The organism is Chitinophaga sp., assembly GCF_039596455.1.
Taxonomy (GTDB): Bacteria; Bacteroidota; Bacteroidia; order Chitinophagales; family Chitinophagaceae; genus Chitinophaga.
Window position 1 is genome coordinate 1,066,959 of sequence record NZ_JBCNJR010000001.1, and the last position, 15,451, is coordinate 1,082,409.

Consider the following 15,451-nt stretch of genomic DNA (forward strand, 5'->3'; position numbering starts at 1 on the left):
ATGCTGACAGCACTTACCGGAGCGGTTATTTACACAGGAAAAGACATTGTAAGAGGAAAGGCCTTATTAATCGAGAACGGAATTGTAAAGGGCCTGGCAGTACCTGACAGCATTCCCACAAAAGCCCGCATCATCAACCATACAGGCCACAGCATTGCGCCAGGCCTGCTTGATCTGCAGATATATGGAGGAGGAGATCATCTGTTTTCGGATGATCCCTCCTTCACTGCTTTAGAGCAAATTGCCGCTGCGCTGGAGGCAAGCGGCACCACCGGCTTTCTGCTCACCCTGGCCACCAACAGCCTGACCATTTTTGAAAAGGCCATAGACACGGTGCGTGACCACCCCGTTTCCTCCGTATTGGGCCTGCACCTGGAAGGCCCTTACATTAACCCTGCAAAGCGCGGCGCGCACATTCCCGAACATATCAGGCGCCCGGAAATGAAAGAAGTGGAGGCGCTGCTGGAACGTGCGCAGGGTGTTGTAAAAATGATGACACTGGCCCCTGAAATGTGCGATCCCGCCATCATAGACCTGCTGCTCCGCCATGGCGTGATCATATCTGCCGGCCATAGCAACGCCACTTTTGCACAAGCCGCTGCAGGCTTCAGGCAGGGCATTCAAACTGCCACCCACCTGTTTAACGCCATGAGCGCCTTTCACCACCGAGATACCGGTCTGCCCGGCGCGGTGTACCAGGCGGAGCATGCCTGCGCCAGCATTATACCAGACGGCATTCATGTAGACTACAACGCCCTGGCCATCAGTAAAAAAGTAATGGGTAACCGCCTTTTCCTGATCACGGACGCTGTGGCGCCCAGCAAAGGAGCCTACCCGCATATCTTCAGGGGAGACAGGTTTACGCTTACGGACGGTACGCTTTCCGGATCTGCCATCACCTTGCTGGAGGGCGTGAGAAACTGCACGCAGCATACAGGAATTCCGCTGGATGAGGCGTTGCGCATGGCATCTACCTACCCCGCCCGCCTGATGGGCATGCCGGAAAGAGGAGAGATCACCCCGGGGCAACCCGCCAACCTCACCATATTTGATGAAGCATTTCATCCGAAAGGCATTTACATAGCGGGAGAAGAGAAATAGGGGAAATTTATTTCCGGGTCACCAGGTAATTATAATCGTTCAGCAGCGTTTCCAGGAAGGCAAGGGCGTCCATGTCGCTCTCTATATGCAGTACAGACTTCACCTTGTCTGCAATACGCACGGCCATTACCGTGTCGCGGGTACGGCCGGCATTGTCCAGCACGGCCTTTATCTTGCTGAGGTCACGGTCTGAAAGGCGGAGTATCTGGGGGAACCGGGGTACATAATCTTCCTGGTCTATTTCACGGAAAATTGTATCATGGATGGAATGGCGTTGTTTGTTCACCACCAGTATGGTGCCGGCGGCAATATCTCCCAGGCGCTGGTTGTAATCAGAGCGCACTACAATAATAATAGGCAAAACGCCCACTGCCAGCCAGATGATAGCCACAAAGGCAGACTCCTGGCTGAGGGTGGCGCTGATAAAGGCCAGGCTGAGCAGGGGAGACTCTACCAGCCTGAACATCCACCGCAGGAGGATCTGGCTCACGCTCGGCGTATTGCCCAGCAGGCTTACCACTTTGATGTTCATGGCCTTTTTGCCGGGGCTTTGCCCTTTCATCAATATTTCAAAAAAGAGATAATACAAAGATACGGGCACCACTACCAGGGCAAACATCATCACGTCACGGTTTTTATAGCTGAGGCCCATTTTGGAAATGAGGTAAATACCCAACAGCAGGAACGCTACCCTGGCCAGCAGGTCTATAAAATAGGCTACGGCCCGCCGCCCCAGGTCAGCCCGCTCAAACTCCAGGTCTATATTAAAAACGGTGGGTATTTTGATAATAGGCATAAACAAATTTAAAATTTATTATATTTCCACTGCGTATTTTTATCCCCGCTACGGAATGAGAGAATCTTCGTTTATTAAAAAGAGCCTGCCCCGTTGGAAGAAAATCCAGGAGGAGCCCACGGAAGATCCGGATGAGATGGCGGAACGTTTTACTTCCCTGCTGGACGATCTGGCTTATGCCAAAACCTTCTACAGCCACAGTAAAGTAACCCAGTTCATCAATGGTCTGGCAGCGGGTATATTTCAGCGCATCTATCGGGACCATCAGGGGGAGAAAGGACGCATTGCCAAATTTCTCTATTACCAGTTACCCCTGCTGATACGCAAACATCACCGTCTCTTCCTGTTCACATTTGCCTACTTCCTGCTGTTTTGCATCATTGGCGCCTTCTCCGCCGCGCACGATGAAACTTTTATACGCGGGGTGCTGGGAGATGAATATGTGAACATGACGGAGCAGAACATAGAGAACGGAGACCCATTTGGTGTATATAAAAACGAGAATGAATGGTCTATGTGGCTGCGTATTGCCTATAACAACATCAGGGTGAGCATGCTTTGTTTTGTGCTGGGCGTCAGTTTTTCTGTTGGCACCATGTGGGTGATGCTGCAAAATGGCATTATGCTGGGCTCTTTCCAGTATTTCTTTTTTTCGAAAGGGCTGGGCTGGGCCTCTGTGCTGGTGATCTGGATACATGGTACGCTGGAGATCTCTTCCATCATCATTGCCGGCACGGCGGGCATGATCATGGGCAACAGCCTGTTGTTTCCCGGCACGCATACCCGCAAGGAATCCCTGAAGCGTGGCGCCATGGAAGGCCTGAAAATTACGGTAGCCCTTGTACCTATCTTCATTGTGGCCGCCTTCCTGGAAAGTTTTATTACCCGCCAAACCTCCATGCCGGTAGCGCTCAGCATTAGCATACTGGCAGGTTCCGCTGCTTTTATTATCTGGTATTTTGTGATTTACCCCATGCGGGTACAACGCGCGGGTTACCGCCTCAGCGAAGACGGCAAGCTGATAAAACCTGAAGGCATATGAGAAGGATGAAGTTATGGATAATGGGGGCATGCCTGTTGTGGGGAGCGTACGCAGCCGGCCAGGATTCGATAGGCGCGGATAATTTCCGGTACGTAGACACGGCCGCCACCACAGAAACGGAAGCCGCAGAAGATAATACAGACCTGGAAGGAAAGATCAGGAACGGCAGTGTAACCCATTCCACTTGGGACAACCAGGTACCCGGTGAGTGGAACGACGGTTCCCAGACCCGCCTCACCATTCGCGAAGTGCCGGATGCTACCTTGAAAAAGCTGCGGGATACCAAAGCCCTGCAATACCAGCGCCCAGGCAAACCTCAGCCGCCCAATTGGGCCGCCCGCACCCTGGTGTGGGTAACTACCCATGCAAAGGTTTTGCAAGGCGCATTGCTGTGGCTGCTGGCCATACTGTTGTTTGCCATTATTGTACTGTTCATTCAGAAAAATGACATTCCCATTTTCCGCTGGGCGCGGCGGGCAAAAACGGAAGAAGATGAGCCGGTGGCTGCCTCCGGGCCCGTGAACTATGATGCGCTGGCACAGGCCGCCATTGGCGCCGGTAATTACCGGGAAGCCGTGCGCATGCGCTACCTGCAAACCTTGCAGGCCCTTCAAAACCGGGAACTGATTGCCCCGGGCAAAGACAAAACCAATATGGACTACCTGCGGGAGCTGGCGCCCACCACATGGCATAAGCCTTTTGCAACACTCACCCTGCATTATGAATATGTTTGGTATGGTAAACTGCCCTTGAGCAACGGACAGTTCTCTCACCTGGAGGAACAATTTTCTTCGTTCAGACAATCTTTAAACCAGCACCGGTGAGAGCAGTCATTATCATCATTGTATCCATTATTACAGCCGGGCTGCTGTTTCTGCTGGTACTGCTTGCCAGCGTAAATAATAACGCGGCCGTGGAAGAAGCGCGTTTCACCCGTCGCAATATCAGCTACAGCAGCCGTGATAAAGCTCCCTATGGGGCTTACGTGGCGCACCGCCTGCTGCAAGACCAGTTCAGTACCAGGCCAAAGACCATTACCAAGTCTTTTGCATCCACCTACCGCAAGAACGCGGCCATGAAAGATTACAACAACCTGTACTTTATTGTGGCCGGCAAGCTGTACGTAACCGAAGATGATGTGAACGCCATGTATAATTACGTGAGCAGCGGCAACCGCCTGTACCTGGTGCTGGAAGAAACAGACTCGCTGCTGGAAGCGGCCTTTAATTTCCAGACAAAATATATCGTTGATTCTACCGTAACGCTGCAGGTTGCCGCCGGTGAGAACAGCCAGTCTTTTACCAATCCTCACCTGGCGCCAGACACTTTGTTTTCCGCCAAAGGCATCCCCATGAATAATGCCCTGGCCCTCACAGACTCTGCAGTTACCACCATACTGGGAACCAATGCCAGCCACGAGCCGAACTTTTTTAGGATCAATGTAGGTAACGGCCAGTTATACGTGCTGCTCAACCCCATGACCTGGACCAACAATTTTCTGCTGGAAAAAAACAATATCAGGGCGCTGGAAACGCAAATGGCCTACCTGCCGCAGTTCCCTAAGAACGTGTACTGGGATGAATTTTACAAACAATTGCATGGCCGGCAGGAGGGCGATTTTTCTAACTGGCAGGTGCTAATGCGTCACCCTTCGCTGCGCTGGGCGCTGTGGCTCACCGTTTTGCTGCTATTGCTTTATGTGCTTTTTGAAGGCAAGCGGCGGCAGCGGCTTATTCCGCCCAAACCCGTGTTGCACAACAGCTCTCTTGATTTTGCGGAAACCCTGGGGCGCCTGTATTACCTGCATCACAACAACAAAAACCTTGCGCAGAAAATGACACAGCACCTGCTGGAGCATATCCGCACCAGTTATTTTATGAATACCAGCCAGCTGAACGCCGAATTTATCAGCAATCTCTCCCGCAAGTCAGGCAAGCCGCCGGAGGTAGTAAATAACATGATCAGCCAGGTACATGCCATCCGCATGGCGGATACGGTAAGTGATGAAGACTTGCAGTATTTTTATGACAGTATCTATCAATTCTATATAAAACAGAACTAATGGAAGTAAATACCTTTGAACCGCGCACAGATCTCTCCGGCCTTCATGAGGCAGTAGCGGCCATCAAAGCCGAGATAGCAAAAGTGATTGTAGGGCAGCACCAGATGGTAGACCTCCTCACGGCAGGCCTGCTGGCCAATGGCCACATTCTGATAGAAGGTGTGCCGGGCGTGGCTAAAACACTGGCGGCCAAGTTGCTGGCGGGCACCCTCGATGCAAAGTTTTCCCGCATTCAGTTTACGCCAGACCTGATGCCGGCCGATGTCTTGGGCACTTCCATTTTCAACCCGCAAAGCAAGGAGTTTGAGTATAAAAAAGGGCCCATCTTCGGGAACATCATCCTGATAGATGAAATTAACCGCGCCCCCGCCAAAACGCAGGCCGCGCTTTTTGAAGTAATGGAAGAGCGGCAGATCACCAATGACGGCATCACCTATCAGCTGGAGCAGCCGTTTATGGTGATAGCCACACAAAACCCGATTGAGCAGGAAGGCACCTACCGCCTGCCGGAAGCGCAGCTGGACAGGTTCCTCTTCAAAATAGAAGTGAAATACCCCGCCCTGCAGGAAGAAATTGCCATTCTGCAGGCCGCCAACCGCCACCAAAATGAACATAACCTGGCCGCCACCGTGAGCAAGGTGGTAGATGCCACGGTTATACAACGCTTGCAGGCGCAGGTGCGGCAGGTGGTGGTGGAAGAAAAACTGTTGCAATACATTGCCACCCTGGTAAATGAAACCCGCCTGAATGCCAGTATCTATCTGGGGGCGTCCCCGCGTGCCTCCATCGCGGTGATGAACTGCGCCAAGGCTATAGCCGTTATGCAAAACAGGGATTTTGTAACGCCAGACGATGTTGTGTTCATTCTTCCTCATGTACTCCGCCACCGCATTATGCTCACGCCGGAGCGGGAAATGGAGGGCATTACGCCAGATGATGTGATTGCCGAAATTTTAAAGGCCGTAGAAGTACCCCGCTGATATGACCCTGCTGAAAAAACTATATCGTTCCCTCTTTTTCCATGTCCGGATGTACCTGGCCCTGGGTGCGGTCATTGTACTGTTCATCGTTGCATTTTTCATACCCCTGTTTATGATGATAGGTACGCTGGCGCTGATGGCCCTGGCCGGCCTTGCCTTGCTGGACTTTATATTGCTCTACCTCAACCGCAACGCATTAAAGGGGGAGCGGCAGGTAGCTGAGCGGTTCAGCAACGGAGATGTTAACCCGGTCAGCATCCGGCTCCGCAGCTATTACCGCTTCCGCATAAAAATTGAGGTGCTGGACGAAATTCCTTTCCAGTTCCAGCAGCGGGATTTTTTGCTGAAGGGGGAATTGAAAAGCCAGGAAGACCAGGAATTGCATTACCAGCTGCGGCCGGTAGAAAGAGGGGAATACGCCTTTGGCAGCGTTCATGTGTTTGTACAGAGCCCCTTTGGGCTGGTGAAGCGTTGTTTCACCTTCCCGCAAAACCAGGTGGTGAAAGTTTATCCCTCCTTTCTGCAATTGCGCAACTACGAACTGTTCTCCATCCGCCACAAGCTGAACGAAATAGGTGTTCACCGCAAGCGCGTGCTGGGCCACAGCATGGAGTTTGACCACATCAAAGAGTATACCCGGGGAGACGATGTGCGCACCCTCAACTGGAAAGCCACCGCCCGCCGAGGCAATCTCATGGTGAACAGCTTTATGGAAGAAAGGAGCCAGCAGGTATACTGCGTGATAGACAAGGGGCGTACCATGAAGATGCCGTTTGACGGGCTTACGCTGCTTGACTATGCCATCAATGCCACACTGGTGTTCAGCAATGTGGCGCTGGGCAAGGGAGATAAGGCGGGGCTGGCCGCCTTTTCAGGACAGCAGACCGAATTTTTGCCGGCCAGCAACAAAAAAGTACAGCTGAACAAAATACTGGATTTACTGTACGCCCAAACCACGCAATGGATGGAAAGCGACTATGAGCGCCTCGGTGTGCACCTGCGCGCCTCTCTTTCCCAGCGCTCCCTGCTCATCCTGTTCACCAACTTTGAATCTGTTTCCGCCCTGCAGCGGCAGCTGCCCTACCTGCGGCAGCTAGCCAAATATCATTTGCTGCTGGTGGTGTTTTTTGAGAATACGGAGATCAAAAAACTCAATGAACGGCATGCCCAGGAGGTGGAAGATATCTACATACAGGTAATAGCGCAGAAGTTTGCGCATGAAAAAAAGCAGATCGTAAAAGAGCTGGCGCAGTACGGCATTATGTCTCTCCTCACCACCCCGGAACACCTGACGGTAGATGTGGTAAATAAATATCTTGAGCTAAAAGCCCGTATGCTGGCTTAATTCAGCGGCTCTTCCTTCTCAAAGTCTTTCGGCCCTTTCTGACCCAGCTTGGTGAACTTGCGGATGTTGTAGGTAACGTTCAGGCTGAGATAACGAACGTTCCTGCGGGCATTAGACGTTTGCTCATAGGTGCTGGTCAGCTCATAGGAGTTGCGCACGGTGGAGCCAAAGAGGTTCTCTATGGTAAACGCCACGTTCAGCTTGCGCTGGAAGAGGTTTACCTGGCTGCGCAACCCGCTGTTGAAACGGGCTTCCTGCTTGCCCTGCGCGTAGTACCGCGGGCCGTTGTACCGCCCGTTCACCGAAACGGAGAACACGCGGATGCGGTAGGAAGCCCACATGGTGAGGTGAGACGTCCACCCTTCTACATGCGCAAATTTTTCGCTCACGGCATCTTTCCCTTCTTCGCCCCCGTCTGTGGTAGTGTTGTAATACCGCACCCCGCCGCTGATATTCATGTTGAAGGAGCCGCGGTTGTTTTGCAGGGCTTTGAAAAAGTGGGAATTGATGGTGATATAGGCATTCCGGTCCCGGCGGGAAGCCAGGTTGGTGTAGGTGATGGTATTCACCACCGTGGTATCATTAATGAAATCTACCTTGGTGTAGCGGGAAATAATATCGTCTGCGTCCTCTTTTTCAATGCCTGCCTTGATCTGATGACGTTTGATCTGCACCAGGTACTCCAGCCGGTAGTCTTTTTTGAAGGAAGGTCGCAGGTTGGGGTTGCCCATCCGGATGTTAAAACTGTCTGCCGTGTTCACAAAGGGGTTCAACTGGTCTGGCGTGGGCCGGTCCATATTACGGTTAAAGTTGAATGTAAGCTGCTGCTGCTTGTAATCATACTGGAAGTTGACGCCCGGTGAAACATTGGTGTATTTGAAAGGCACTCTGCTCCGCAGGGAATCCAGCAGGGCCAGCTGGTTAAAGTATTGCACGCCGGGGTTGAAGCGCAGGTTGGCCATATGGTTTTTCCAGGGGCTGTAGTTGATGCCCATGGAGCTGCGCACTTCATATGTTTCATTATTGAACTGGTTGCCGGCGTACAGCTCCTCAGACTTGGCGCCCGCGTAGCTGAGGCGGCCGGTGAAGTTATAGCCCAGCTTGCGGCTGCGCTTGCCTATGGCGGCATTCACGGCGTAATTCTGGTTGAAGTTGGAATAGTCTGAAGAAAGACGGGGCGAAAAAAGCAGCTCCTTGTCGTTCACGTTCTTGCGGCGGGCCAGGTTTTCACTGGTGCCGGAGGCGAGGTCTACGCTGCTGCTGAGATCATAATACTTGCCGTTTTCCAGCGGTTTGCGGTAGTGGAAGTTGGCGCGCATGCTGTAGTTGCCGTTCTTTCTTTTAGTTCTTTGCAGGGAAGTATCTTCTGTCAGGAGGTAAAAATAATCGTTGTTGCCATAGCCGTTGCCATTGTTTTTGGTGAAGTTGAAACCGGCTTCCATCTTATGGTCGGGCTTTTCATATTCCTTGTAATAAAACCAGTCTGTTACCGCGCGGTAGCCGTTGCGGCGGTTTTTGCTCTCCTGGTCTTTGAGCATGGTGGGTTTGTGGTTCTTGTCGCTGTTGATGCTGTTATTGTAGCCGTTGCTGCCGTCTCCCGTCCAGCCCAGGGTTACAGAGCCGCGGAGTTTTTCTTTCTCCGTTATTTTCAGTTCGTAACGCCCGTTGAGGTTATGCGCAAAGTTATAAGAGGTGCGGAAGTTTTTCTGGTCAAGGAAGGTGGTGTCTTTGCCCGCTTCTTTGGGAAAGTTCTTCCGGCTCAGGTAACTGCTGTCTGAGTTGTATTGCCCGTTGTTGAAATAGGTAACCTGGAAAGGGGCCAGGTTCAGGTTGTACCGCATTTTGGCATTGAGGTTGCGGCGGCTGTCCATGCCCGCTGTAAAGGCCGCGGAATAGCCGCGGAACTGTATTTTACGGGTAATGATGTTGATATAGCGGATGTTGGTGCGGCCCTCCACCAGCGCCTGCTCCCGTTCTGCCGCATCAGGTGGGGCTTTCAGCACTTCAATTCTTTCTATCATGAAAGAGGGCAGGTTGTTCAGGTAGCTGTTGGCGTCCATGCCGGTGAGCGCTATCGGTTTGTCATCCACATAAAACTTCACCTGGTCTTTTCCCTCCATGGTAATATTATTATTAGCGTCTATGGTAACGCCGGGCACGTATTCAAGCAGTTCCATACCGGTACCGCCGGGCAGAAAGTTTTCGTCAGGAGTAAATACAATACTGTCTTTGTTCATGGTGAACATCTGCTTCTGGCCCACCACGTTCACTTCCTTGAGTGCGCGGGCGCCGGTTTCCATGAGTATATTGCCCATTTCCCACATCGGCCTTTCCGCATTGGGCTTCACCTTCAGGAAAACCGGGGTGTAACCCATAGTACCTATCCGCAGCAGGTAGCTGCCATAAGGTATGGGTTTGAGCACAAAGGCGCCCCGCTCGTCAGCGGCCACACCGGTGACAATGGTAGAATCATCTTCATTCAGCAAGGCAACGGTAGCAAAAGGGATAGGCTCTTTATTGGCGGCTTGCATCACTCTCCCGGTAACTGTGCCTGTTTCCGTATCCTTGTTGGATGGGGTTTGCTGGGCCCTGGCTTTGTTTATGAACAACATACATCCCAGCAGACATATACCCATAAGAGCGGGCATGCTGCTGACTAGCTTAATACTCATCTAAAAATACTTCTAGGTTGATGGCCGTAAATTAACACCCTGCTTTTTCCTAATTGTATTATTTACACATATGCATGATATACAGGATAAATGGTAGGGACATGCCGCATATGCCCCGTTTAGCGGGCATTAACCATCCGCAGCAGCAGCAGGGGCGGCCGGGATGGGGGCTGTTGTTTAATGAGACGGCAAAAGCGGGAAAAACCTGTGCCAAGGGCATTATTTCCAATGAGTGGGGCTTATTTTTTAATGAGCCGTTGCTCGATCAGCTTCATTACTTCCAGCCGGTGATTCTTGCTCACGGGCACTTTGTGCGGGCCACAGGTAATCTCCTGGCCGGAGAAGGCCTGTATTTTTCAGGCCGCTACGATGCAAGATTTGTGCATCCGGAGGAACTGGCCGGCGGGTAGCTGGTTTTCAGCAGATTTGATGGTGGAGAGGGTAAGGTATTTACCGTTTGTGGTATGGATGGTGATATAATTCTGGGCGCCTTCTATGAACAGGATGTGGTTGTAGGCAATTTTTTCGAAGCCGCTGCCAAGTTTTGATAAAAAGATGGTCTGGCGCAGCGCCCTGCTGTTGCTGCAGCGCGTCTTTGGTGCGGTTGGCCGCCTGCAGGAAACGTTCGGGGGTGATGGGTTTCAAAAGGTAGTCCAGCACATTTAGCTCAAACCCTTCCAGGGCATAGTTGGGATAGGCGGAGGTGACGATGGTCAGGGGGCGGGTGCAGAGGCTTTTCAGGAAGTCTATACCGCGGATGCGGGCATCTGTATATCAAGGAACATCGGGTGTACCTGCCGCGCCGCCAGTACTTCGTTGGCTTCCATGGCGCTGCTGCAGCAGGCTGCCAATTCCAGGAAACCCACGTCTTCTATCAGCAGCTCCATGCCCTCACGGGCCAGCGGTTCATAGTCCACTATAATCAACGGATGCTCATGATATCTGTATACGTAGTGAAACTACATAATTTTTGCCGTTGTCAGCCAGCAGGGTCTTGAAAGCATTTTCTATAAAGGCGATGAGCAGCAGCGGGGCTATGGAAAAAATGGCCACCTGGCTGGATACGCTGTATTCCAGCCGCAGTGTATTGCCCCCGCGCAGTTACTCCAGAACAAGGCAATGCCCCAGGTAGCTGATCTCCTTTTCTATGGCAATGTATGCTGTATTGCATTCGTATAGCTGGTAGCGCAGCATGTCTGAAAACCGGGCCAACGTTTGGGCGGCGGCTTCCGGGTCTTTCCTGATCAGCACATAAATGTTGTTGATGGCATTGAACAAAAAATGAGGGTTCATCTGGCTGCTGGCTGTGCGGAAAGCTCAGCTCATGCTGCATCTGCTCTTTTCCGCGCTGCCGTGCGCTACCCGGGCCGGCATACATTACCAACTGAAATGTATGAAATGCGGCAGGAAAGGATGAAATTACAGTGGAAGGCATTTTGCCCCGGGGCAGAGACAAAAAAACCGGCCTTGGCGGCCGGTCCCCTCATGGCAAGCATATATATACCCTCATGGCGCAAGATACCCCCCATCTACAGGGTAGTACGCGCCGGTTACAAAAGATGCTTTTTCTGAACTGAGCCAGATCACAATTTCTGCCACCTCTTCCGCTTTGCCAAGGCGGCCTATGGGGTGTTTAGCTACCAGCCCGGCTTTCATTTGCGGGTCGGCTTCTTTCAGCAGGGGCGTGTCAATAAAACCTGGCCCTACGGCGTTCACCCGTATGCCCTGAGCGGAATACTCCAGCCCGGCGTTTTGGGTTAGCCCAACCACCCCGTGTTTGGCCGCTACATAGCCTGCAGAGTAGGCAAAGCCCACCTGCCCGAGTATGGAGGCCATGTTCACAATGGCGCCGCCGCCATTTTTCAGCATGGCGGGTATCTGGTATTTCATACAATAGAATACGCTGCTAAGGTTAATGGCTATCACCTTGTCAAAACCTTCCAGGCTCATGTCTGCTATCAGGTGCTGCTCCCCGCCAATGCCGGCATTGTTGCAGGCCGCGTCCAGGCGGCCGTATGCCTTTACGGTGGCGCTCACCAGCTTTTCGCACTCAGCCGCTTTACTCACATCACAACGTACAAACTGCGCCTCGCCGCCATTTTTACGTATAGCCTCTACCGTTTCATTGCCACCCCGTTCGTTTACATCAGATACGATCACTTTGGCACCATGTGCGGCATACAACAGCGCGGTAGCCTCCCCAATGCCGGAGCCCGCACCGGTTACCAGGGCTACTTTCCCGGTAAATAACGGTTCTTTCATATATCTTTTTTTAGTATAAATAATCCAGTTGAGGGTACAGGGAATATACAATTAACAGCGAACGGCGGGAAAGGGTTGTATTTGCTTAACACATTTGTGTTAATGCGGGCATAAAACATAATAAATTTCAATTATTTCTGTTATAGAAACGGCATTCAGCGTCTATGTTCCTAACGTATAGGCATATATTATTTTCTTTGTCCGCATTGCCGCTGTGGTGGCCTGTGCAGGCGCAAAACCTAGTGGCCAATCCCAGTTTCGAGGATGTGAACATTTGTACGGAGTTCAGCGCGCCATGTGCTCCAGCCGCCTGGGAAAGCGTGTCTCCGGAAAGCGCCAAGCTGGATTATATGTTCCACCAGTACAGCGGCGGGGCGGGCAACAACCTGGTACGGCTGGTACACCGCTCGCAGGATGCGCTGCGCAACTATGCCCAAACCCGTCTGCTATGCCCGCTTGAAAAGGGGCGAAGCTACAGGGTTACGCTCATAGGCTGGCAGGATGGTGACGCGCCTCCGGTCATTGAATTGCGCTTTGACACCACCTGGGTGTTCCGGGAAACCGGCCACCAGCTAACAGACCTTCAGCCCGGCCTGCAGCTGGACGCTGCCAGCGTGGTGGCAACAGATGGAAAAAAGCGGGTATTCACCCTGCAGAGAGAATTTACGGCGGCAGACCATTACACTCATCTTATACTGGGTACTTTTCGAAAGCGTCCCTGGTCTACTGCCAAAATCTACAATTATATAGATAGCATAGCCATTAGCCCCGTTTCCGGCATCGGACCGCTCTGCACGGATGCGGCCGGGCAAAAGGATAGTTTGTACAACCAGCGCCGCCGCCACAGCATTCCTTCCCGGTTTTATGAGAACGGTGAGGCCAGGCGCCGCCGCGCCCTGGAGGGTCAGCTCAAATGCATCACCGTACGGGTAAAAGACCATACCATTTTTACAGCTGCCGGCCGCGCGCAAAACCCGGAGGCCGCAGCCCGCATAGATTCTGTGGTCAAGGTGTACGAGCCTGCCACAGGCATGAAAGTGCGCATCACGGGCCACTCCTTCCGAGAAGGTTCTTTCAGCTATAACAAGATAGTGGGAGAAGTAAACGCCAAAAAAGTGATGGATGTGCTGATATACATGAAGGGCTTCAGCTTTGAAGATATTACAGTAGATAGCAGGGGCAACACCCAGCCCGCTTATGACACGGCTACGGCTGAGGGCAAAGAGCAGAACAACTTTGTAGAACTGGAGTTTTGCATGCCCCGCCCCCTGGAAGAGGCGCCTGTGGCAGTTGCACCGCCCGCGCAGCGGCCGGATACGCTGGTAGTGCCGGATGTGCTCTTCCACTTCAATAGCGCCGTGCTCAATACCAAACTTCACCGGGAGCTTGACAAGCTGCTGCAAAAAATACCTACCGGCAGACCGGTGCAGTTGCAGGTGGTAGGGCATACAGACAACCGTGGGGAAGAGGACTATAATCTTGAGCTGTCCAAACGGCGGGCGTTGGCCGTGGCCGAATATTTAAGGCTGCAAGGCTGGGGTAACTACATCCGCCATGTGTCTGGTGAAGGGGAAAAACACCCCGCCGCGCCTAATGAAACCATGGAAGGCCGCCAGCGTAACCGCCGGGTGGAAATAATTGTGTACCAGGGTATGGATTGAAGCTACGCAGGGGTTGAAAATAAACAAAGTAGCCGCTAAAGATTTTGCTGGCAGGCAACAAAAAGAAGGCCGGTCAACGTCATGTTGATCGGCCTTTCTTATCAGAGTTTATTTGGACAGGTATGACCGCAGCATCCAGGCCATTTTTTCATGCTGGCGCAGCAGGCCGGTCACGAAGTCCGAGGAGCCAAGGTCTTTCTGTTTATCGGAAAATTCTGTGATCAGCTCGCGGAGGGAGCGGATGATGGTCTCATGATCGTCCAGCAGGTACCTGATCTGCTCCGTCTGCTTGCTGGTATACTCCTGCTCCAGCAGGTTGGTCAGTTTCAGAAAGTCTGCCATGCGCCCGGTGCTGTAGTGGCCTATCATGCGGATGCGCTCTGCTATTTCGTCAATAATTTCCGCCAGTTCGCCGTATTGTTTTTCGTAAAAAAGGTGCATTTCCGAAAAGTTGTCCCCTACCACATTCCAGTGGAAATTCCTTGTTTTTGTATACAATACGTGCTCGTCTGCCAGCAACACCTGCAATTTGTTCGCTACTGCCTGTAAATGTTTGTCGGGAATGCCAATATTTACTTTCATGGTTATAATGTTTTGGGTAAAAAATCTATAGTTCTATGAGGGCATACACTTTATCGTTCAGGTACCGGCCACCCGGGTGCCTGGCGGAATAATCCAGGTTGATCCAGTATTCCCCCTTCATCTCATGATAATATAACTCCTTAACAGGCGGATTGTTGAATAAAAGTACAATAGCCTGCTTCAATACCTCAAAATCCTCTTCATTGCCGCAATACAGTTCCGGGTAGGCGTGCCCCCTGATGAGCACTATGCGCGTTCTGGCGCCAATGGCCTGGAGGCAGGAAGCCATGAGAATGGAATGGTCATCACAATCCCCGCCCAGGCCGTTCCGGATGGTTTCCATGGGGGTGGCAAAATACTCGTCCCGCTGGCTGTCATTTACATATTTGAAATTTTCCCTTATGTATTTGAAAAGAGAGAGGTAACGCACAATTTTACCGTATTTGGGCCAGTATTCGTCGAAGTAGGCCAGGGAGTGGGTAACGGCAAAATTGCGGACGGTAGAGTCCTGGTAGTTCGTTTTTTCCCGGATGCCGCGTACCGTTTTGTCTACATAACTTTCCACTTTCCGGGGGTAAAGGCTGAGAATGTCCAGCTGCTTGTTATCACGCGTACCCCAGTTGCCCTGTACCACGCCCTGGTAGTCATTCACCACGTTGGTAAAAGAGTAGCGGCCGATGAGGGAGTTGAACACCAGTATGCCGAATACCAATACAAAAGCCGGGATGATCAGCGGTTTGAATATCCATAGCAGCAGGCGGGTGAACAGGAATGCGATAAGTATTGACAGAAACAGGTCAATATGCCACTGACCAAGCTGCACAATTGGCATGAACCTGTTAATATACGGCGCAAGGGGCAGTATAGTCAACAGGCTCAGCAGGTTCAGCAAAAACTGCTGAAAAGTAGTGTATTTGCTCTGGTCTATAGGCATGCGGTAAATGAATA

The 15,451-nt window shown here is 51.9% G+C and carries 14 protein-coding genes and 1 pseudogene; 8 read left to right on the plus strand and 7 right to left on the minus strand.

Features of this window, described 5'->3' with window-relative positions; all coding sequences use genetic code 11:
• A complete protein-coding gene (gene nagA, locus ABDW36_RS04470; RefSeq protein ID WP_343700674.1) occupies nucleotides 1-1,101 on the plus strand; it encodes an N-acetylglucosamine-6-phosphate deacetylase in 1,101 nt (366 codons plus the stop codon).
• 7 nt (nucleotides 1,102-1,108) lie between these two features.
• Here nagA and ABDW36_RS04475 read toward each other — a convergent pair whose 3' ends face one another.
• Nucleotides 1,109-1,897 (minus strand): RDD family protein, encoded by a 789-nt coding sequence (locus ABDW36_RS04475; protein WP_343700675.1) that lies wholly within the window; start codon nucleotides 1,895-1,897, stop codon nucleotides 1,109-1,111.
• Nucleotides 1,898-1,952: 55 nt separating this feature from the next.
• On the opposite strand from ABDW36_RS04475, the gene ABDW36_RS04480 reads away from it, so the two are divergent.
• The 5 genes from ABDW36_RS04480 to ABDW36_RS04500 are packed head-to-tail and all read left to right on the plus strand — an operon-like array spanning nucleotide 1,953 to nucleotide 7,326.
• Nucleotides 1,953-2,939, plus strand: a complete 987-nt coding sequence (locus tag ABDW36_RS04480) for a stage II sporulation protein M (RefSeq protein WP_343700676.1) — start codon at nucleotides 1,953-1,955, stop codon at nucleotides 2,937-2,939.
• Nucleotides 2,936-3,763 carry a DUF4129 domain-containing protein gene (locus ABDW36_RS04485; protein WP_343700677.1) on the plus strand — a complete coding sequence of 276 codons (828 nt, stop codon included), beginning with the start codon at nucleotides 2,936-2,938 and terminating at the stop codon, nucleotides 3,761-3,763. Before ABDW36_RS04480 ends, ABDW36_RS04485 begins: the two co-directional genes overlap by 4 nt.
• A complete protein-coding gene (locus ABDW36_RS04490) occupies nucleotides 3,760-5,001 on the plus strand; it encodes a DUF4350 domain-containing protein (protein ID WP_343700678.1) in 1,242 nt (413 codons plus the stop codon). The genes ABDW36_RS04485 and ABDW36_RS04490 overlap by 4 nt, the downstream gene beginning before the upstream one ends.
• Nucleotides 5,001-5,981: a MoxR family ATPase gene (locus ABDW36_RS04495; RefSeq protein WP_343700679.1), complete on the plus strand. Its 981-nt coding sequence runs from the start codon at nucleotides 5,001-5,003 to the stop codon at nucleotides 5,979-5,981. The genes ABDW36_RS04490 and ABDW36_RS04495 overlap by 1 nt, the downstream gene beginning before the upstream one ends.
• Nucleotide 5,982: 1 nt before the next feature.
• A complete protein-coding gene (locus tag ABDW36_RS04500; RefSeq protein ID WP_343700680.1) occupies nucleotides 5,983-7,326 on the plus strand; it encodes a DUF58 domain-containing protein in 1,344 nt (447 codons plus the stop codon).
• Here ABDW36_RS04500 and ABDW36_RS04505 read toward each other — a convergent pair.
• Nucleotides 7,323-9,938, minus strand: a complete 2,616-nt coding sequence (locus ABDW36_RS04505; RefSeq protein ID WP_343700681.1) for an outer membrane beta-barrel protein — start codon at nucleotides 9,936-9,938, stop codon at nucleotides 7,323-7,325. The genes ABDW36_RS04500 and ABDW36_RS04505 overlap by 4 nt on opposite strands.
• A 161-nt stretch (nucleotides 9,939-10,099) precedes the next feature.
• Here ABDW36_RS04505 and ABDW36_RS04510 point away from each other — a divergent pair, with 161 nt between their 5' ends.
• Complete coding sequence (locus ABDW36_RS04510; RefSeq protein ID WP_343700682.1) at nucleotides 10,100-10,408, plus strand: hypothetical protein; 309 nt, start codon at nucleotides 10,100-10,102, stop codon at nucleotides 10,406-10,408.
• Nucleotides 10,409-10,744: 336 nt separating this feature from the next.
• Here ABDW36_RS04510 and ABDW36_RS04515 read toward each other — a convergent pair whose 3' ends face one another.
• The 3 genes and pseudogenes from ABDW36_RS04515 to ABDW36_RS04525 form a co-directional block, all read right to left on the minus strand.
• Complete coding sequence (locus ABDW36_RS04515) at nucleotides 10,745-10,924, minus strand: hypothetical protein (protein ID WP_343700683.1); 180 nt, start codon at nucleotides 10,922-10,924, stop codon at nucleotides 10,745-10,747.
• A gap of 175 nt (nucleotides 10,925-11,099) precedes the next feature.
• A pseudogene (locus ABDW36_RS04520) lies at nucleotides 11,100-11,294 on the minus strand (histidine kinase); the annotation flags it as partial.
• 210 nt (nucleotides 11,295-11,504) lie between these two features.
• A complete protein-coding gene (locus tag ABDW36_RS04525) occupies nucleotides 11,505-12,260 on the minus strand; it encodes an SDR family oxidoreductase (protein ID WP_343700684.1) in 756 nt (251 codons plus the stop codon).
• Between the two features lie 197 nt (nucleotides 12,261-12,457).
• On the opposite strand from ABDW36_RS04525, the gene ABDW36_RS04530 reads away from it, so the two are divergent.
• Nucleotides 12,458-13,921: an OmpA family protein gene (locus ABDW36_RS04530; RefSeq protein ID WP_343700685.1), complete on the plus strand. Its 1,464-nt coding sequence runs from the start codon at nucleotides 12,458-12,460 to the stop codon at nucleotides 13,919-13,921.
• Nucleotides 13,922-14,029: 108 nt separating this feature from the next.
• Here the strand turns inward: ABDW36_RS04530 and ABDW36_RS04535 are convergent, their stop codons facing one another.
• Together ABDW36_RS04535 and ABDW36_RS04540 are read right to left on the minus strand one after the other, a co-directional pair.
• On the minus strand, nucleotides 14,030-14,503 hold the full coding sequence (locus ABDW36_RS04535; RefSeq protein ID WP_343700686.1) for a DNA starvation/stationary phase protection protein: 474 nt from the start codon (nucleotides 14,501-14,503) through the stop codon (nucleotides 14,030-14,032).
• A gap of 25 nt (nucleotides 14,504-14,528) precedes the next feature.
• The gene (locus tag ABDW36_RS04540) at nucleotides 14,529-15,437 is read right to left on the minus strand and encodes a transglutaminase domain-containing protein (protein WP_343700687.1); all 909 of its coding nucleotides are present in this window, start codon (nucleotides 15,435-15,437) and stop codon (nucleotides 14,529-14,531) included.
• Nucleotides 15,438-15,451 lie beyond the last annotated feature (14 nt).